At 63.1% G+C, this 18,847-nt stretch carries 19 protein-coding genes and 3 tRNA genes; 13 read left to right on the top strand and 9 right to left on the bottom strand.

Going from position 1 to position 18,847, the window contains the following annotated elements:
• Positions 1-42: 42 nt before the first annotated feature.
• Positions 43-1,413 carry an NAD-dependent succinate-semialdehyde dehydrogenase gene (locus IWX88_RS11560; protein WP_196830466.1) on the bottom strand — a complete coding sequence of 457 codons (1,371 nt, stop codon included), beginning with the start codon at positions 1,411-1,413 and terminating at the stop codon, positions 43-45.
• 132 nt (positions 1,414-1,545) lie between these two features.
• Between IWX88_RS11560 and IWX88_RS14095 the strand changes: the two genes are divergently transcribed.
• The 4 genes from IWX88_RS14095 (at position 1,546) to IWX88_RS11540 (ending at position 5,042) form a co-directional block, all read left to right on the top strand.
• Positions 1,546-1,830: a L,D-transpeptidase gene (locus tag IWX88_RS14095; RefSeq protein WP_196830624.1), complete on the top strand. Its 285-nt coding sequence runs from the start codon at positions 1,546-1,548 to the stop codon at positions 1,828-1,830.
• A 310-nt stretch (positions 1,831-2,140) separates the two neighbouring features.
• Positions 2,141-3,292 carry an NAD(P) transhydrogenase subunit alpha gene (locus tag IWX88_RS11550; RefSeq protein WP_196830464.1) on the top strand — a complete coding sequence of 384 codons (1,152 nt, stop codon included), beginning with the start codon at positions 2,141-2,143 and terminating at the stop codon, positions 3,290-3,292.
• Between the two features lie 2 nt (positions 3,293-3,294).
• A complete protein-coding gene (locus IWX88_RS11545; protein ID WP_196830462.1) occupies positions 3,295-3,618 on the top strand; it encodes an NAD(P) transhydrogenase subunit alpha in 324 nt (107 codons plus the stop codon).
• 2 nt (positions 3,619-3,620) lie between these two features.
• Positions 3,621-5,042, top strand: coding sequence for an NAD(P)(+) transhydrogenase (Re/Si-specific) subunit beta (locus IWX88_RS11540; RefSeq protein ID WP_196830460.1), 1,422 nt, complete (start codon positions 3,621-3,623; stop codon positions 5,040-5,042).
• 254 nt (positions 5,043-5,296) lie between these two features.
• On the opposite strand, the gene IWX88_RS11535 is transcribed toward IWX88_RS11540, so the two are convergent.
• Positions 5,297-5,380: transfer RNA gene (locus IWX88_RS11535), tRNA-Leu, on the bottom strand.
• A gap of 117 nt (positions 5,381-5,497) precedes the next feature.
• On the opposite strand from IWX88_RS11535, the gene IWX88_RS11530 reads away from it, so the two are divergent.
• The 7 genes from IWX88_RS11530 (at position 5,498) to pknB (ending at position 14,380) form a co-directional block, all read left to right on the top strand.
• On the top strand, positions 5,498-6,256 hold the full coding sequence (locus tag IWX88_RS11530; protein WP_196830458.1) for a DUF3662 and FHA domain-containing protein: 759 nt from the start codon (positions 5,498-5,500) through the stop codon (positions 6,254-6,256).
• Positions 6,253-6,834 carry an FHA domain-containing protein gene (locus IWX88_RS11525; RefSeq protein ID WP_196830456.1) on the top strand — a complete coding sequence of 194 codons (582 nt, stop codon included), beginning with the start codon at positions 6,253-6,255 and terminating at the stop codon, positions 6,832-6,834. Before IWX88_RS11530 ends, IWX88_RS11525 begins: the two co-directional genes overlap by 4 nt.
• Positions 6,835-6,838: 4 nt before the next feature.
• A complete protein-coding gene (locus IWX88_RS11520; protein ID WP_196830454.1) occupies positions 6,839-8,083 on the top strand; it encodes a Stp1/IreP family PP2C-type Ser/Thr phosphatase in 1,245 nt (414 codons plus the stop codon).
• Positions 8,084-8,092: 9 nt separating this feature from the next.
• Complete coding sequence (locus IWX88_RS11515) at positions 8,093-9,535, top strand: FtsW/RodA/SpoVE family cell cycle protein (RefSeq protein ID WP_196830452.1); 1,443 nt, start codon at positions 8,093-8,095, stop codon at positions 9,533-9,535.
• 17 nt (positions 9,536-9,552) lie between these two features.
• The gene (locus tag IWX88_RS11510) at positions 9,553-10,968 is read left to right on the top strand and encodes a peptidoglycan D,D-transpeptidase FtsI family protein (RefSeq protein ID WP_370568333.1); all 1,416 of its coding nucleotides are present in this window, start codon (positions 9,553-9,555) and stop codon (positions 10,966-10,968) included.
• Positions 10,965-12,620 (top strand): protein kinase, encoded by a 1,656-nt coding sequence (locus IWX88_RS11505; RefSeq protein WP_196830448.1) that lies wholly within the window; start codon positions 10,965-10,967, stop codon positions 12,618-12,620. Before IWX88_RS11510 ends, IWX88_RS11505 begins: the two co-directional genes overlap by 4 nt.
• Before the next feature lie 71 nt (positions 12,621-12,691).
• On the top strand, positions 12,692-14,380 hold the full coding sequence (gene pknB / locus IWX88_RS11500) for a Stk1 family PASTA domain-containing Ser/Thr kinase (protein ID WP_196830446.1): 1,689 nt from the start codon (positions 12,692-12,694) through the stop codon (positions 14,378-14,380).
• A gap of 33 nt (positions 14,381-14,413) precedes the next feature.
• On the opposite strand, the gene IWX88_RS11495 is transcribed toward pknB, so the two are convergent.
• Genes IWX88_RS11495 through IWX88_RS11485 form a run of 3 tightly spaced genes read right to left on the bottom strand, consistent with a single transcriptional unit; the run spans position 14,414 to position 16,027 of the window.
• Complete coding sequence (locus IWX88_RS11495; protein ID WP_196830444.1) at positions 14,414-15,052, bottom strand: aminodeoxychorismate/anthranilate synthase component II; 639 nt, start codon at positions 15,050-15,052, stop codon at positions 14,414-14,416.
• Complete coding sequence (locus tag IWX88_RS11490) at positions 15,049-15,207, bottom strand: hypothetical protein (protein WP_196830442.1); 159 nt, start codon at positions 15,205-15,207, stop codon at positions 15,049-15,051. Before IWX88_RS11490 ends, IWX88_RS11495 begins: the two co-directional genes overlap by 4 nt.
• Before the next feature lie 7 nt (positions 15,208-15,214).
• Positions 15,215-16,027, bottom strand: coding sequence for a class E sortase (locus tag IWX88_RS11485; RefSeq protein WP_196830440.1), 813 nt, complete (start codon positions 16,025-16,027; stop codon positions 15,215-15,217).
• Between the two features lie 87 nt (positions 16,028-16,114).
• Between IWX88_RS11485 and IWX88_RS11480 the strand changes: the two genes are divergently transcribed.
• Complete coding sequence (locus tag IWX88_RS11480) at positions 16,115-16,360, top strand: cell division protein CrgA (protein WP_196830438.1); 246 nt, start codon at positions 16,115-16,117, stop codon at positions 16,358-16,360.
• Positions 16,361-16,445: 85 nt separating this feature from the next.
• Here the strand turns inward: IWX88_RS11480 and IWX88_RS11475 are convergent, their stop codons facing one another.
• Both IWX88_RS11475 and IWX88_RS11470 read right to left on the bottom strand, forming a co-directional pair.
• Positions 16,446-17,156: a rhomboid family intramembrane serine protease gene (locus tag IWX88_RS11475; RefSeq protein WP_231369208.1), complete on the bottom strand. Its 711-nt coding sequence runs from the start codon at positions 17,154-17,156 to the stop codon at positions 16,446-16,448.
• A 178-nt stretch (positions 17,157-17,334) separates the two neighbouring features.
• Positions 17,335-17,874, bottom strand: coding sequence for a peptidylprolyl isomerase (locus tag IWX88_RS11470; protein WP_196830434.1), 540 nt, complete (start codon positions 17,872-17,874; stop codon positions 17,335-17,337).
• A 119-nt stretch (positions 17,875-17,993) separates the two neighbouring features.
• Here IWX88_RS11470 and IWX88_RS11465 point away from each other — a divergent pair, with 119 nt between their 5' ends.
• Entirely contained in the window at positions 17,994-18,566 is a 573-nt protein-coding gene (locus tag IWX88_RS11465; RefSeq protein WP_196830432.1) for a hypothetical protein, read from the top strand.
• A gap of 67 nt (positions 18,567-18,633) precedes the next feature.
• Here IWX88_RS11465 and IWX88_RS11460 read toward each other — a convergent pair.
• A tRNA-Ala gene (locus tag IWX88_RS11460) sits at positions 18,634-18,706 on the bottom strand.
• 36 nt (positions 18,707-18,742) lie between these two features.
• Positions 18,743-18,816: transfer RNA gene (locus tag IWX88_RS11455), tRNA-Ile, on the bottom strand.
• Positions 18,817-18,847 lie beyond the last annotated feature (31 nt).

Raw genomic sequence — 18,847 nt, 5'->3', positions numbered from 1 at the left:
GGTGCGCCGCGAACCGGGGCTCCGCGCACCGTCAGCCACGTCTTATTTGAGGATGCGGATCATCTTGCGATTGACGAACTCCTCGATTCCAAAGCGCCCGAGCTCACGACCGAAGCCGCTGCGCTTGACGCCTCCGAATGGCAGCTCCGGGCTGTCGAGCCCGACTCCATTGACGAAGACCATGCCGGCCTCGATCTGATCGGCTACGCGCAGCACTTGCTCCGGGTCGGTGGAGAACAGGTAGGATCCGAGGCCGAACGGGGTGTCATTCGCTAGGGCGACGGCGGCGGCTTCGTCTTCTACGCTGTAGACGATGGCCACCGGTCCGAAGAATTCTTCGTGGTGGGCATCCATCGTCGGGGTCACTCCCGTGAGCACCACCGACGAAAAGTAGGTGCCGGTGCGATCGCCGCGAGCAACGACAGTCGCTCCCTGGTCGATCGCGCGGTCGACCTGCTCGTCAAGGCGATCCGCGGCCAGGGCTGACGACAGGGGGCCGAGCACCGTGCCATCCGCCATCGGATCTGACGGAGTCGCCGCGGTGAGTTTCGCGGTGAAGCGAGTGAGGAAGTCGTCATACAGATCCCCGAGCACAATGAAGCGCTTGGCCGCGTTGCAGGCCTGACCGTTGTTGTCGATGCGACCCGAGACGGCGGCATCCACCGTTGCGTCCAGGTCATCGGTGCTGAGCAGGATAAACGGATCCGACCCGCCGAGCTCGAGCACGACCTTCTTGAGGTTGCGGCCGGCCACCTCGGCGACCGCGGCGCCGGCGCGCTCCGAGCCGGTGAGCGAGACGCCGACCAGGCGCGGATCGGCGATGAGGTTAGCGATCTGCTCGCTTGACGCGTAGATATTGGCGTAGGCGCCCGCAGGGAATCCGGCGTCGTGGAAGATCTGCTCAATCGCCGCGGAGGATTCCGGGCACTGCCCCGCATGCTTCAGCAGGATCGTGTTGCCGAGCACCAGGTTGGGTCCGGCGAAGCGGGCCACCTGGTAATAGGGAAAGTTCCACGGCATGATGCCGAGCAGCGGGCCGAGCGAGGAGCGTCGGATAAAGGCGCTGCCCTCGCCGTCGAGCAGGTCGATCTGTTCGTCGGCAAGGAACTTCTCGCCGTTCTCGGCGTAGTAGGAGTAAATGGCTGCGCTGAAATCGACCTCGCCGAGGGCCTGATCCAGCGGCTTGCCCATCTCGCGAACGATGATCTCGGCGAGCGCCTCGCGGCGTTCGACGTGCAGGTCGGCGACCCGCTGCACCAGTGCGCTCCGCTCGGCGAGAGTGCTGGTGCGTGACCAGGTGCGGTGCGCCGTGTCGGCGGCGCCGAGGGCTGCGTCCAGCTGGGCGTCGGTGGCCGGCGGGAAGACGGACCCCTGAGCTCCGGTTGCAGGATTGATGACGACGTACTGGCTCATATGTGCTCCTCGATCTGAGTTCGTTCACGGCTCGCGCACGACAGCGTGCACCACATCGGGTCAACGAAACATGTTCTCAAATCTACCGGGAACGGGCCGGGGAGTGAAGCCAGGAAGTGAAGCCGGGGCTGGCTGCGCGCCTGCCTACACGCGGTTGACCGCTACCGCACGTGCGGCGCTTACCGAAGCCATATACGACGCGGTCATCCCCAGACCGTCTACCCCATCCAGCTCGCCTCGCTGCACTCCTCAGCAGCTGACGAACCGTACGGCGGCAACGACGGGGGGCTCATCGGAGTCCACTACAACCCGGTCGCCACCGGAGATGTTTCCCACGGGTGCGTGCGGCTGTCAAAGGAGGCGATCACCGCGGTCAACAGACTTCCGCTCGGCACCCTCATCAACATCGTGCCCTGACCCGCACCCCACTGTCGGCACCTCGCTGCACCGGCGCCATCGCTCTGCCCCGCAGTCATGATCGAAATGGTGAACGCGACGATGCTCCCTGATAATCCCACGCAAACTTCAGTCGCGGGTAAAACCGCCCCTCACCGTGAGGTTAGATTGAGCGCTGAGGTATCCCGCGATCTGCGGGTGCTCCAAGCGGGCTCCGCGAGGTTGAAGATATGGCCCGTGACCGCGCGCCCACCTCTGTTTCCTCGAAGATCCCCGATAGCGCGCTCACAGCCGAGCTTCGTTGATCCTTCCTGTCACGAAAGGTTCAGCAGTGTCTGACCCAGAAACACCTTCCACCCCCACCTCCTCTACGCGTGCCGATGTGCCATCCACGGGATTACAGATCGGTGTTGTTCGCGAAACCGGACCTGACGAGCGTCGGGTCGCACTCGTACCGCGCGCAGTCGCATCCCTCATCGCGAAAGGGCTCGATGTGGTGGTCGAATCAGGGGCCGGTGTCGCGGCACTGATGAGCGATGATCTGTACGTCGCCGCGGGCGCGATAATTGGCGACGCCTGGCGTGCGGATGTCGTGCTCAAGGTCGCGCCGCCCACCGACGACGAGATCGCGCGTCTGAAGTCGGGAAGCAGCCTCATCGGATTCCTGGCACCCCGAAACGCAGACAACAAAATCTCCGCCCTGCGCGATGCTGGCATCACCGGGTACGCGGTCGAAGCGATTCCCCGGAGCTCTCGAGCCCAGGCCATGGATGCGCTCTCATCGCAGGCTAATGTCGCCGGCTACAAGTCCGTGATCCTCGCCGCGTCGTTGTCGACCCGATTCTTTCCCATGCTCACCACCGCAGCCGGCACAGTCAAGCCGGCCGGAGTGCTCGTGCTTGGCGTCGGTGTTGCCGGGCTGCAAGCGCTCGCTACTGCCCGGCGTCTCGGTGGTCGCGCGACCGGGTATGACGTTCGTCCGGAGGTCGCCGACCAGGTGCGCTCGGTGGGGGCGCAGTGGCTCAGCGTCGGAATCGACGCGCAGGGAGAGGGTGGCTACGCCCGTGAGCTCACGGATGACGAGGTCGCAGCACAGCAGACCGCTCTCGAGACCGCGATTTCCACCTTCGACGTCGTCATCACCACTGCTCTCGTTCCTGGACGACCCGCACCGCGCCTCGTCACGGCTGCTGCTGTCCACGGAATGAAACCCGGCAGTGTGGTGATCGACATGGCGGGCGAGACCGGCGGAAACTGCGAGTTGACTGCGCCGGGCGAGACCATCGTCGTGGGAGGGGTCACGATCGCTTCCCCACTCAATCTGCCGTCGACCATGCCCGAGCATGCAAGCGAGCTGTATTCGAAGAACCTCACCGCGCTGCTCGACCTGCTGGTGCACGATCGTGTGCTTGCCCCCGACTACTCCGACGATATTATCGCGCTCTCCTGCGTCACGCGCGAACCCGTCACGAACAGGATCTGATCATGGACTACACCGGTTTTCTGGCGAATATCGCCATTCTGGTGCTTTCGGGCTTCATCGGCTTTGCCGTGATTTCGAAAGTGCCTAACACCCTGCACACCCCGCTCATGTCGGGCACGAACGCGATCCACGGCATCGTCGTGCTCGGGGCTCTCGTCGTGCTCGGCACCGCCGAGAATCCGGGCATCCCCCTGCAGATCATCTCGTTCATTGCGATTGTCTTCGGCACCGTCAACGTCATCGGCGGATTTGTAGTGACCGACCGGATGCTGGCGATGTTCAAGACTCGTCCGGCCAGTGTTGACTCGACCGACGGGAAGAACTGACCATGGACATCCTCGTCTACGTGCTCTACATCGTCGCCTTCGCGATGTTCATCCTCGGACTCTCCGGGCTGACCGCACCGCGTTCGGCGGTGCGCGGCAACAAGATCGCCGCGGCCGGAATGGCGGTCGCGTTCATTGCGACGCTCATCCACATCCGCACCACCAGCAGCTGGGTCATCATCATCGCAGCGTTGGCCGTTGGTGTAATCGCGGGAATCCCGCCCGCTCGCCGGGTCAAAATGACCGCTATTCCACAGCTGGTTGCCCTGTTCAACGGCGTAGGCGGCGGCACCGTCGCCCTGATCGCCTGGGGTGAGTTCATCGAAAGCGATGGCTTTACCGCGTTGCGCGTCAGTAGCGGCCCGCCCATTCCACTGGTCGTCGCCTCTCTCTTTGCAGCGATCATCGGATCACTGTCGTTTTGGGGATCGATCATCGCCTTCCTCAAACTGCAGCAGATTCTGCCCAGCAGGCCCCTCACCGTCGGCCGCCTGCAGCGCCCACTCAACGTTGTGGTGTTTCTGGGGTCAGTCGCCGCGTCGGTTGTCGTGGGAATCGGCGCAATCACCACGGGTGCCGCACCGATCTGGTTTGTGGCAATTCTCATCTTTGCCGGCCTTCTCGGTGTCGTCACCGTGCTCCCGATCGGCGGTGCCGACATGCCCGTTGTCATCTCGCTCCTCAACGCGCTGACCGGGCTCTCGGCCGCTGCCGCGGGGCTTGCGCTCAACAACATCGCGATGATCGTGGCTGGCATGATCGTGGGAGCATCCGGCACCATCCTTACCAACCTGATGGCGAAGGCAATGAATCGCTCGATTCCCTCCATCGTCGCAGGAGGGTTCGGTGGTGGAACCGGTGCCGCCAGCGCAACAGCCGGCATCGGTGACCAGCAGGCCAAGTCCACTTCGGCATCCGACGCAGCGATCAAACTCGCCTATGCCAACCAGGTGATCGTGGTGCCCGGATACGGGCTCGCCGTGGCCCAGGCGCAGCATGCGGTTAAAGATATGGCCAAGGTGCTCGAGGCGCGGGGGGTCGAGGTGAAGTACGCCATCCATCCAGTAGCGGGGCGGATGCCTGGACACATGAACGTGCTGCTCGCCGAAGCCGATGTCGCCTACGACGCGATGAAGGAGATGGATGACATCAACGCGGAGTTTTCCCGCACCGATGTCACCATCGTGATCGGTGCAAACGACGTGACCAACCCGGCAGCCCGCACCGATCCGAATTCGCCGATCTTTGGTATGCCGATCCTCAACGTGGACGAATCCCGCTCTGTGATCGTTCTCAAACGCTCGATGAGCTCGGGATACGCGGGCGTTGAAAACCCGCTCTTCTTCGCTGCCAACACCACAATGCTGTTTGGCGATGCGAAAAAGTCGGTCACCCAAGTCACCGAGGAGCTGAAGGCGCTGTAGCACGCCGGTGTCTCACCGATGCCCTCGCTGTCTCGCGTCGACCATCACCCGTTTTTCTCACCACCTCGCCGCTGACACACGGTAGTGGTGGGAAAAACGGGAGGTGGATGGTGCGGCCAAGCCCCGCAGACCTGGGTGGAGCCGCCCGGGAAAACGCAGAAACGGCCACCCTTTTCCGGGTGACCGTCTCCGTGTCATGCTCCACTACGTCAATTTACCGACGGGATCCTTTCGTGTCGAAAGGATCCCAACTGTGCGCGAGGGGGGACTTGAACCCCCATGCCCTCACGGGCACACGGACCTGAACCGTGCGCGTCTGCCAATTTCGCCACTCGCGCAGACTTAGTGACGCTACCACAGGAGGAACGCTCCGAAGGAGCCGGGCCGTGAACAGCACAGCACAGGCCGTGCGGCTAACATCAAATGACACGTCTGCACAGTGATGAGGGAGAACGTTGGGCCTGCTTGACAGCTTCGAGAAGGGTTTGGAGCGCGCCGTCAATGGAGCGTTCGCCAAAACCTTCAAGTCCGGCCTGCAGCCGATCGAAATCACTTCCGCGCTGCGCCGCGAACTCGACACCAAGGCCGTGGTGGTTGCGCGCGATCGCATTCTGGTACCCAACAACTTCACCGTTCGCCTCTCCATCGGCGACCATGCCAAGATCATCGCGCTCGGCCCGATCCTCATCGACGAACTCAGCAGGCTCGTGCAGCAGCACGCCGCCGCTCAGCACTATCAGTTCTCCGGCGGCATCACGATAACCCTCGCCGAGGATCCCGCACTCACGCAGGGCGTGCTCGGCATCGACTCCGTGAGTGTCAAGGGAACTGTTGCCTGGACTCCGGTGCTGGATGTCGCGGGTAAGCGTTACCCCATCGTCAAGAGCCGCACGATCATCGGCCGGGGCCACGATGCGGACATCACGGTGGATGACACCGGCATCTCCCGCAAGCACGTCGAGATCCTCTGGGATGGCACCCGGGCCGAGGTCAACGATCTCGGCTCTACCAACGGTTCGCAGCTCAACGGTGCCACCGTGCACAAAGCACCCCTCGCTCCCGATTCCGTCATCAACATCGGACGAACCCGTATCGTGTTCCGGGTGCTCGCCCAATCATCACCGGATGACAGGTTCTCCGATCACCGCGCTCGCGACGGCCGCGCCGACACCAACGGCCGCAGCGATAACAACGGCATCGGCGGCCGACGATGAGCGAACTCACTCTTCTTCTGCTGCGGTTCGGCTTTCTCATCATCCTCTGGGCGTTCGTCTTCGCGGTCGTCTACGCACTGCGTACCGACCTCTTCGGACAGCGCGCGCGACGTCTCCCCGCGGACATCGCGTCAGGCGCCGCATCGGCCCAACCGTTCGTCGCCTCCGCGGTCGCGCCGCCGGTCGCATACCCTGTAGCCGCCCCCGTAACCGCCAAGGGAGGCGGCTCAGCCTCGACCGCCACCGAGGCATTCTCGGTGCAACCCAACGGCCGCTCTTCCATCGGCATGGCAACCCGTCTGGTAATCACCTCCGGGCCGAAGGAGGGGCTTGAACTGAGCCTTCCCCAGGAGCCGCTCACCATCGGCCGGTCGAGCGAGAGCGGTCTCGTCATCCGTGACGATTACACCTCGACGCATCACGCACGCCTGATGCTCTGGAGCGAGGACTGGGTAATCCAGGACCTAGACTCGACCAACGGCACGTTCCTCAACGGCACTCGGGTCACGCTTCCCACGCCGGTACCGATCAACACACCGGTCCGGATCGGCACGACCAGTTTCGAACTTCGGCGGTAGGTGAATGGCCACATCGGGCAAGAGCACGGCCGTTTCGCACGTCGGAAAGATCCGGGTGAATAACCAGGACTCCGGCTATGCGGGCACCCAGCTCTTCATCGTTGCTGACGGTATGGGTGGCCATGCGGGCGGGGATGTCGCTTCAGCGATTGCCCTGAAGCGGATGATGGAAGCCGACCGCAAGTACGCCTCAGCCGCCGACGCCGAGTTCGCATTGCAATCGGCCCTCGGTGCGGCAAATACGATGCTTGCCGAGACCGTGTTCGAGCATCCCGAACTCACCGGCATGGGCACGACGGTGAGTGCGATTCTGCGCTCCGGCTCCCAGGTCGCGATCGCACACATCGGCGACTCACGCATCTACCTGCTGCGGGCTGGCACACTCTCCCAGATCACCGCCGACCACACCTTCGTGCAGCGTCTCGTCGACAGCGGCCGCATCACTCCGGAAGAAGCGGCCGTACACCCTCGCCGTTCCGTGCTCATGCGCGTGCTCGGCGACGTCGATGCCACCCCCGAAATCGACACCACCGTATTCGATGTTCTGCCGGGCGACCGGTGGTTGCTGTGCTCCGATGGCCTATCGAGCTACGTTTCAGACGTCAAAATATCACAGGTGCTCACTGCACAGACGGCAGTGAAAGATGCCGCGGATCGCCTGGTCAAAGAAAGCCTCGACCAGGGAGCGCCAGACAACGTGACCGTCGTCATCGTCGACATCGATGACACAGAGGAATCCGCGTCGTCGCCGGTGATGGTGGTCGGATCCGCCTCCGCCCCGCTCACGTTCGAGAGCGAGTCGGGCCGTCGTCCGCTTCGCCTGCCCAGCCTGCTGCTGCATCCACTCAAGTCAACGCAGGCGCACGAAGACAGTCATTTCGAACCGGAATCCGACGAGTACCTCGATGAGCTGATCGCCGAGGATCGCCGCCGTGCACGGCGGCGGCGCATCACCTGGCTCGTGGGCATCGCCGTTATTGCCGCGCTGGTCGTGGCGGCCCTGTTCATCGGCTACCGGTGGTCACAATCCCTCTTCTACGTGGGCGCCAACGGCCAGACTGTGGCGATCTACCGCGGCATTCAACAGGATCTTGGCCCGATCTCCCTGCACAGCGTCTACTCCGAGACGAGCGTGCAACTCGACAGCTTGCCGAGCTACACCCGCAGAACCGTGGAAGACACGATCGGCGCCACCACCCTCGCCGACGCGCAGGCGATCATTACACGCCTGACAGAGGCCAGCAGGTAGGGCACTGACATGACACGAACCGAAAGCACCACCCAGATCAGCAGTGCCGCGCGAACCGGCTCTGCTGAGACTGCCACCGGCGTTCTCTCCACCTTCACCAACTCGATCCGCCTGCGATTGCGTGAACCGGCGAAACTGCGCAATCTCGAGCTCGCACTGCTGTTATTCGCCTTCGGAATCGTCGGCGCAGCGATCGCCCTGGTCGAGCTCGGCGCACTCGGCAGCGTGCAGGGACCGGTGCTCGCGCTGGCAGCGGTGCTCGGGGTCATCATCCTGATCATTCACGTGGCGTTGCGCTTCGTCGCCTCCCAGGCCGACCCGTTCATCCTGCCGGTGATCACCCTGCTCAACGGTCTGGGCATCGCGGAGATCTATCGGCTCGACATCGGCAAGAACCAATCCGGCTGGGAAGCCGCTGGTGTGCGGCAGATCGCTTGGACGGCGCTTGCGATGCTTCTTGCGCTCACGGTTGTGGTGGTGATCCGCAATCACCGGGTGCTGCAGCGTTACCGCTACATTGCGATGTTTGTGGGGATCGCACTGCTGCTGCTGCCGATGCTGCCCGGTATCGGCCAGACGATCAACGGAGCCCGACTCTGGATCCGGTTCGGCGGTTTCAACTTTCAACCCGGCGAGCTCGCGAAGATCGCCCTCGCGATCTTCTTCGCAGGCTACCTGGTGACCGCCCGCGATAGTCTCTCGCTTGTCGGGCGCAAGTTTCTCGGCATGCGGTTTCCCCGGGTGCGCGATCTTGGTCCGATCCTGGTGATCTGGCTCGCCGCGATGGCAGTGTTGGTGTTCCAGCACGATCTCGGAATGGCGCTGCTGTTCTTCGGTCTGTTCCTCGTGATGACCTACGTCGCTACGGGGCGCCTGAGTTGGGTCGTCCTCGGGCTCGTCCTCTTCGTCGGCGGCGCTCTCATCGCAAGTCAGGTTCTCGGCTACGTCGGCGCTCGATTCACCTCCTGGCTTGACGCGTTCAACCCGAAGGTCTACGAAGCCGCCGGTGGCAGCTACCAGATCGTGCAGGGCATCTTCGGTCTCGCTCACGGTGGCCTGATCGGCACGGGATTGGGGCAGGGCAGCCCCGGAATCGTGCCTCTCGCCGAGAGCGACTACATCATCGCCAGCCTCGGCGAGGAGCTCGGGCTCGCTGGCGTCTTCGCCATCCTCGCGCTCTATTTGCTCTTCGTCTCGCGCGGTTTCCGAATCGCGTTTGCCGGACAGGACGACTTCGGTCGCCTGCTCGGAATCGGACTCTCCTTCGCCATCGCACTTCAGGTGTTCATCGTGCTCGGTGGAGTCACCCGGGTCATTCCCCTCACCGGCCTCACCACCCCATTCCTCGCCGCGGGTGGATCCTCCCTCGTCGCCAACTGGATCATCGCAGCCCTGCTGCTTCGGCTTTCGGATAGCGTGCGCAATCAGCCCCGACTGGTGGTGGACGCATGAACCGTCATATCAAACGCGTGACCATCGCCGTCTTGCTCATGTTCGTCGCGCTGTTCACCTCCACCACGATCATCGCTGTGTTTCAGGCGGATTCGCTCAACGCGGACAGTCGCAATGTGCGCACTCTCAATGACAGCTACTCAGCCGAGCGCGGCCCGATTCTCGTCGACGGCCAGGCGGTCGCGGAGTCGAAAGCGGTCGCCGACAAATACAAGTTCCAGCGCGTGTACAGCAATCCGCAGCTCTACTCCGCGGTCACCGGATATTTCACGCTGAACCAGGGCAATACCGGGGTCGAGGGGGCACTGAACGACTACCTCAGTGGAACAGCGAACGACCAGTTCCTCGCCAAGGCCAATTCGATCCTGCGTGGACAAACCCCCAAGGGCGGATCGGTCTCCCTCACCATCGAACCAAAAATTCAGCAGGCGGCCTGGGATGCCCTTGGCAACAATTCCGGCGCCGTGGTTGCGATCAACCCGCGCACCGGTGCCATCCTCGCCATGGTCTCCAAAGCCGCCTACGACCCCAATCTGCTTGCATCCCACAACTCCAACGATGTGATCAGCGCCTACAAGACCCTCCTGGCCGACCCGACCAAGCCCCTGGTCAACCGTGCCATCGCCGGCGACCTCTACTACCCCGGATCCGTGTTCAAGCTCATCACGACCTCTGCGGCCATCGACAGCGGCAGATACACGCCGCAGGACACCTTCCCAAACCCAAGCACTTTCACCCTCACGGGCACGTCACGAAACATCAACAACGCGGAAGGGGGCAACTGTGGCGGAGGTGCCACAGTCTCAATCGCCGATGCGCTTCGCCTCAGCTGCAATATCCCCATGGCTCAGCTCGGAGCTGCGCTCGGCGGCGAGGAGTTGAAGAAGTACGCAACCGCGTACGGCTACGGCCAGAAGCTCGCGATCCCGATGACCGTCACGCCGAGCGTGTACAACATCGGGGATGCTGCGCAGGTGCAGCTCTCGTCCTTCGGACAGTTCGAAGACCGCGTCACCCCGCTGCAGGTGGCCATGACCTCCGCGGCGATCGCCAACGGCGGCTCCCTCATGCAGCCGACACTCATCAAACAGATCACCGCTCCCGATCTCACTGTCATCCAACCCTTTGAGCAAAAGGTCTTCAGCCAGCCGATCACTCCAGCCACCAGCGCCACCATGACGCAGCTCATGATCAACAACGTGAACAGCGGTGCGGCGAGTAATGCGAGAATTAGCGGCGTGGATGTGGCGGGTAAGACCGGAACAGCAGAAACTGGCGCCGGCTCGCGATACACACTGTGGTTCACTGGGTTCGCACCGGCCAACAACCCTGAGGTTGCTATTGCGGTCGTCGTCGAAAATGGAACAGGCTTCGGTAATGAGGTCGCAGCACCAATTGCAAAAAAAGTCATAGAGGCGGTGCTGAACAAATGAGACCCACGAGCGGCCTCACTTTCGGTGGACGGTATCAGCTCTCCAGCCGGGTCGCCATCGGCGGCATGGGCGAGGTGTGGCAGGCCACCGACCTCGTGATCGGGCGAACTGTCGCCATCAAGATCCTCAAGGACGAGTACCTCGGTGATCCCGGCTTCCTCGAGCGTTTCCGCGCCGAGGCCCGACATGCGGCGCTGGTCAATCACGAGGGTATCGCCAACGTCTTCGACTACGGCGAGGAAGAGGGCAGCGCCTATCTCGTGATGGAGCTGGTGCCCGGTGAGGCGCTGTCCACCATCCTCGAACGCGAGCGGATGCTGTCAACCGACCGCGTGCTCGACATCGTGGCGCAGACGGCATCCGCCCTGCACGCCGCCCACTCCGCCGGGCTCGTGCACCGTGATATCAAGCCGGGCAACCTGCTGATCACCCCGGATGGCCGCGTCAAGATCACCGACTTCGGTATCGCCCGCATCGCCGACCAAGTGCCGCTCACCGCCACCGGCCAGGTGATGGGCACCGTGCAATACCTGTCGCCGGAACAGGCGAGCGGACACCCAGCGTCGCCCACCACCGATATCTACTCTCTCGGGATTGTGGCGTACGAAGCCCTCGCCGGCAGGCGTCCGTTCACGGGCGAGTCGCAGGTTGCGATCGCGATGGCACAGATCAACGAGGCTCCGCCCGAGTTGCCGGTCACGGTGTCCGAACCGGTGCGCAATCTCGTCTACGCCTGCATCGCCAAGAACCCGGCCGACCGGCCGGCATCGGCAGCGCACCTCGCGCGTGCCTCCCAAGCGCTCCGCCGTGGGGATGTCGCTGGTGCGGCATCCGCTGTGCCCGGGATTCTCGGCGCCGGAACCCTGCCTGCCCTGCTGAGGGAAAACCCCACGACCCAGGCCACTCGCCTGCTCACCACCGCTGACGCCATCGATTCACCACCGCCGAATACGGTGCCGACGAAGACCCGCAGCCCATGGACCTGGCCGCTCATCGCCCTGGTCGCAATCCTCGCCATCGTTCTCATCGGTGCGCTGATCACTCTGCTCGGCAACCCATCGCCGGCACCGTCCCAGCCGCCTTTAGCCACGTCGCAAACACCGTCTGCGACCCCCTCGTCTCCGTCCCCGTCGCCGACGAGCGACATCGTCAACATCAGTCCGACCATGTTCATCGGCGAAAAACTCTCCGTGGTTCAGGCGAAGCTCGACCAGCTGGGACTGGGGGCCAACATGGTGCCGGATGCGACGCCAGCACCCGACGCATCGAAGGTCGGCACTGCCTACTTCGTGAACCCCACCGGCAACGTGCGGAAGAACGACACCATCACAGTGCGCTTCTACGGTGAGGTTACCGCGACGCCCAGTCAGCCTGAACCACTCAGTCCGGGTGCGAATGAAGCCAACGTGGTGACCGTAACGATTCCCGCCTACACCGGCTGCCCCACCGGGTCGACGCTGTTGAACTTCGTCGTCACCGCGAGCACGGGATCCACCTTCGCGCCAGCCAACCCCGTTGGTCCGAAGGTGACCAGCCTCACCTGGACGCTTTCGGCAGTGCCCGGAACAAAAAACACGATGACTTACGTGGCGCAGTGCTCCGGTGCTGCCTCCCCATCGTCTCAGACCCTCGAGCAGGTGTCGGGTCCCTAGCCGACGGCCGCCGGGCCCCGACGCATTACACTGGCAAGGTCTTGCCCCCCGCACCACCCAGGAGATCATTCGTGACTGAAGGCAATCGGCTGCTCGCCGGCCGCTATGAGGTTGGTGCGCTCATCGGCCGGGGCGGTATGTCGGATGTTCACGTCGGAACCGACATCAGACTCGGCCGTCGTGTAGCGATCAAGTTGCTCAAGCCGGCGCTGGCAACGGATCCGCGGTTCCGCGTGCTGTTCCGCGAGGAGGCGCAGAAGGCTGCTCGTATGGCTCATCCCACGATCGTGCGGGTATTCGATGCCGGCGAAGAGACGGTTCGCGAGCCAAATGGCATCGAGTCCCAGGTGCCATACATCGTCATGGAGTTCGTCGACGGACGCCTGCTCAAGGACATTGTCGCGGAGGGACCGCTCGAGCCGAAGGAGGCCGTGCGCATCGTGTCGGGCATTCTTACCGCTCTGGAGTACAGCCACCGCGCACTGCTCGTGCACCGAGACATCAAGCCGGGCAATGTCATGGTCACCCAAAATGGCCAGGTCAAGGTGATGGACTTTGGAATCGCCCGAGCCGTCTCTGACAACTCCGCGACCGTCTCCGACACCAGCGCTGTGCTCGGCACCGCGCAGTATTTCTCTCCCGAGCAGGCGCGGGGCGAAACGGTGGATGCCCGCACCGACCTCTACTCGACCGGGGTCGTGCTCTTCGAACTCCTCACTGGTCGGCCTCCGTTCCGCGGGGATCGGGCCGCCGCCGTCGCCTACCAGCACATCAGCGAAGCTGCTGTCGCGCCGAGCATGATCAACCCACGAGTGTCGCCCTCGATCGACTCCGTTGTGCTCCGGGCTCTTGTGAAAGACAAGTTTCAACGGTTCCAGACCGCCGCCGAGTTCCGCCAGGATCTCGAGGATGCGAGTGCGGGCGGCGTACCGCCGCGCAAGCCCCCGGCCGGTGATTTCAACTCGACACTTCTCGGGGTGAATCCGTCGGCGACAGCCGGATCAGAGGCCACACTTCGCCAGTTGTCCACGCCTGCTGACACCCGCTCCATCCGCACCCAGAATCGGCCCCCCGTCGCCTGGATCTGGGTGGGGATCATCGCCCTCGCGGTAATGCTCGTCGCCGTGGTCATCTGGGTGGCGAACCTGCCGCCCGCCACCATCGGCAACAATCTCTCGGTGAACGTGCCGAGCGTGGCTGGGCAGCTGTATGACCAGGGCGCGGCCAAGCTCACCGGAGCGGGCCTCAAGACGACACGGCTCGAACAGGCGAGTTCCACGGTGGAGAACGGTCACATCATCAGCACGGAACCATCCGGCGGGGAGAAGGTGGCGCAAAACACCACCGTGCTTGTCACCGTCTCGTCAGGCAAGACTCCCACGTCGATTCCGAGCCTGAGCAACCTCACTGTCGAAGCTGCCAAGACAGCTCTTCAATCGCGGAAACTCGCCATGGGCACCAATACCCCGGAGAATTCGGCGACCATCACGGCAGGCACCGTGATCCGCAGTGATCCGGCAGCCAGCACTGCCGCGCGCGAGGGGGATGTGGTCAACCTCTTCATTTCCACCGGCCTTGTCGCCATCCCCTCTGTCGTCGGTGCCGACATCGGTAATGCGAATACGCAGCTGGGCGAATTACAACTCACCATCAGTCCGGTGGCCGATTCTAGCTGCGCCGGAAACAAAGTGACATCGCAGTCCATTACCGGCGACCAGCCACAACGGTCGACGATCACGCTCACCTATTGCAGCGGATGAGCACTCCGGTGGTCGACACAGGGCCGGCAGCCGCTAACCCAGGTTGACCAGCGGGGTGAGTCCTCGCGACGCCTCGCGAGCCGTCTCCAGCCCGGCGACCGTCAGCCAGCTTGCGATCATGCTGTAACCGCCCTCGGTGAGCACCGATTCCGGATGGAACTGCACACCGTAGATCGGGGCAGCTTCATGCCTCACGCCCATGATCACGCCACCATCGGTGCGCGAGGTTACGACCAGTTCGTCGGGCACGGTCGAATCGACGACGGCGAGGGAATGGTACCTGGTCGCCCGAAATGGCTGCGGAACCCCGAGGTAGAAGTCGCTGTCGTCGTGGGTGATCAGCGAGGTCTTGCCGTGCATGAGTTCCTCGGCGTGAGTAACGGTAGCGCCGAGCGCTTCGGCAATCGCCTGATGTCCCAGGCACACCCCGAGCAGCGGCAGGCCGCTCTCGAGTGCGGCCGTCACGATCGGGATGGAGACGCCAGCAGCTGCGGGCGTGCCCGGTCCGGGCGACAGCAGTACCCCGTCGTACTCGGCAATGCGCGCCGCAGCATCCCGTGCCAAGAAGGAGTCGTTGCGCACGACATCCGTCGCTGCACCGAGCTGAAGCAGATAGCCGTTCAGTGTGTAGACGAAGCTGTCGTAGTTGTCGATTACCAGAATTCGTGTCATGTTCCCACCGTCACCTCGTTTGTGTTCACGAAGGTATCGAGCCACGGGAACACAAAAAGTACCAACCCGGCGAGGACCGCCGTGAATAGGAATGCGAGCAGCAACACCCGCAGCCAGAGGGGGCCGGGCATCAGTCGCCAGAGTGCTGCGTACATGGCCGTCCTAACTCTTCGCCGTGACGGCCGCGCTGATGGCGGCGGGGGCCCCGGCAGAGGTCGGCTGCCATGACTCGAGTGCCGCATAGGCAATGATGCGCTCGGCCGCAGAGAACTCCGGATTGCAACTCGTCATCGTCAGAATACGATCGGTCGTTTCCGCACCGGCGAACTGGGGTACGGGGCTGAGCACGCCGACGCCGGTCGGTCGCACGTATTCGAGGCCACGGAAGCTGTAGGTGTAATACCCGTCCGGGGTGCGCACATAAATCTTGTCGCCAACCTGGAGGTTCGCCAGTGGCTTGAAGGGTGCTCCGTGGGTGGTGCGGTGGGCAGCGATTGCGAAGTTGCCGACTTGTCCGGGCATCTGAGTGTCTGGATAGTGCCCGATGCCGTTCCTATCGAGCACCTCCGCGGTCTCGACGCCCTCGGAAATCGATCGCGCATAGTCCGCACCGAAGCGGGGCACATAGAGCACCGCGAACTTCACGGTGTCCCGCGGCGCGCTTCCCACTACGGGCTCACCGAAATCGGTGGCCAGACCGGGCGAGGGGCTGACGGAGGGAGTCGCGGACGGGGTGGTGGCCGGAGCTGTGGCGTGCTGGCGACTCGGAGGCGTTTTATCCCAACCTTCGCCAAGAGCAGTCCCGGCTCTATTCTGGTCTGCACCCACGATGAGGTCGTTGAGCCAGACCTGCCAGCCGAGGAAGAGGAAGACCAGCACACCGCAGGTGACGAGGACCTCGCCGAGCACCCCGACGACGCTGGCGCGCGGCCGCGGTTTCGCCGGCACGGCACCCTCGCCCCCATCCTCATCCATGGGGTCGATTCTAGGCGTTTGGTCTGAATGCGCTGGCCTCCTCAGGCTATCCGAGGGGGTGCAACCCTTTCAGGCTAAGATTTTGGCATGGCAAAATCCACTTCGCGCTCGAATGCCGTTGGTTCCGACGAGAACCGCTCGGGAGACGACGCCCCTAACCCGGTGTGGTTCAAGCCAATCATGTTCGGACTGATGCTCCTGGGCTTCGCCTGGATCATCGTCTTCTATGTGAGCAACAACACGCTGCCTATCCCCTTACTCGGCCCGCTCAACATCCTCATCGGTTTCGGGATTCTGTTCCTCGGCTTCCTCATGACCACGCGCTGGCGCTGAGCTGGCCCAGACCACGCCATTTCCCGGGCCAATTACACCGGTGTAATTATCCCCACTGTGGAGAATCTTGTGGAAAACTATCCACTCAGCTTCCGATGAGTTGAACTCCCACGACGCTCGCGATGAGCAACAGAACAAAAACGACCGCGAGCAGTAGGAGTTGGATGCCACTTTTGCGGCGGTCCCGCGTGCGCACGAAAACGAATGCAACGAGCGCCCCGACCAGCAGGCCACCCACGTGGGCCTGCCAGGCAATTCCGGGCACTATGAAACCGATGACGAGGTTGATCACGATCACGATGATGAGCTGGCGGCTATTGCCGCCCAAGTGCCTCGCAATGACAAAGTAGGCGCCGAACAGCCCGAAAATCGCCCCGGATGCCCCGATGACCGCCGAGTTCGGAGTGCTCAGCAACACCGCGACCGAGCCACCGAGGCCGCTCAGCAGGAACAGGGTTGCAAAACGCCATCGCCCGATCATCCGCTCCAGCTCCGGGCCGAGCACGAAGAGCGAATACATGTTAAAGAGAATGTGCAGGATCGAGCCGTGCACGAACAGCGAGGTGAGCATCCGCCACGGTTCGATTACCGTGTAGGGCGGGTAGTACAGCAGGGCAGTCACGATAGGGCTACCCTGCCCAACCAACTGACCGGTAAACACCTCGGCAACGAACACGAGCACGCACAGAGCCATGATTGTGTAGCTGACAATGGGTGTTCCCGGCTGCGCCAACCGGCGCACTGAGGTCACGATCGCCGGCTTGGTGCGCGGCGCGCTCTGACGCGATTCGCGCATGCATTCCGGGCAGTGCACACCGACCGCCGCCGGGGTCTGACATTCGGCACAGATCGTGCGTCCGCAGCGCTGGCAGAGCACGTAGCTTTGGCGGTCGGGATGCCGATAGCAGAAATTATCGGAACGTGCCGATCCCTCGCTCACTTAGCGTGCACGACAAGTCGACCGGGCCCGCGCATCAGGCTTCGTCGATCGACACCGAATTGATCACGATGTCGGTGAGCGGGCGGTCGCTGCGATCCTTCTTCACTGCCTCGATCTTCTTGACGACATCGCGGGATGCTTCATCCGCGACCTCACCGAAGATCGTGTGCTTTCCCTGCAGCCACGTGGTTGGCACGGTGGTGATGAAGAATTGCGATCCGTTAGTTCCTTTGCCGCCACGAGTTCCCGCATTGGCCATAGCCAAGAGGTACGGCTTGGTGAAGGTGAGCTCGGGGTGGATCTCGTCGTCAAAGTTATAGCCCGGGCCGCCGGTGCCCTGGCCGAGCGGGTCGCCACCCTGGATCATGAAGTCGTCGATGATTCGGTGAAAGACCACACCATCGTAGAGTTTGTCCTTCGAAACGGTTCCGGTGCCTGGATGAGTCCACTCGATCTCCCCGCTCGCGAGGCCGACGAAATTCTTCACCGTCTTCGGTGCGTGGTTACCGAACAGGTTGACCGTGATGTCACCTTCGGTGGTGTGGAAAATGGCGGTGTGGGTATGGATAGACATTTGTCCATTCTTCCACAGCAATCCCGAACGTTCGGGGTTCGTTCGGTCACCCGGCTTTGACTGCGGGGGGGTGCGTGGCAAGATTGGAGTATTCTCCGACGGACTACTGGAGGTCCCCCTTGACACTGTCACGTAAGCGCGCGAAAGAATTGAAACGTCTGAGGTCTGCCGCCTCCGATCTCTGGGAAGACCAGAAGGATCTGCTCGAGCATGCCTCTCACGTGGTTCGCGAAGCCGGTCGCCAAGCGGCCAATGCCGGTCGGGAAGAGGTCGTGCCGCGAGTTCGCGAAACCTACGACCACCGAGTACGCCCGGTCGTCGACCTGGGTGTCGCGTCGGGGCGCGCCGTTGCGGGCAGTGCCCGCGACAAAGTGCAACGGGATGTACTCCCGGCCGTCTACTCCGCTCTTGCGTCGGCTCTCGCCGTGCTCGAGGTATCCAAGGACCCGCGTGTTCGCGAAGCCCTCAGCAACGTTCGTAAAGCGGGAAGCCGGTTCGGCAGCACAGTCGGCATTGTGCCGGCGAAGCCCCAGCCCGGACCGGGCCGCTACATCCTCGTCGGTGTCGCGCTAGCGGCGGCTGCTGGTGTGGCCTACGCCGCTTGGCAGACGTTCCGCGCCGACGACGAGCTCTGGGTGAGCGATGACGAAGCGGATGACCCGATCGCGCCTATACTTCCACCGCGCCCGTAGCGCCGCCACACCCCGGAAGACACAGAAATGAGGAGTGCTCGTGCTGTGCCCGGGGAAACTGTGAAAGTGGAGCTTAGGAGAATCGAACTCCTGACCTCCGCCTTGCAAAGGCGGCGCTCTACCAATTGAGCTAAAGCCCCGTGGGCCGTTGGGCCACACCGGTGTTCACACACACGTGGGGATACCAGGACTTGAACCTGGGACCTCTTCGTTATCAGCGAAGCGCTCTAACCGCCTGAGCTATATCCCCATTGCCCAATTCACGCGCGGGCAGATACGAG

This window comes from Frigoribacterium sp. CG_9.8 (assembly GCF_015751965.1).
Lineage (GTDB): Bacteria > Actinomycetota > Actinomycetes > Actinomycetales > Microbacteriaceae > Lacisediminihabitans.
This window is presented reverse-complemented; position numbering and strand designations above follow the sequence as displayed.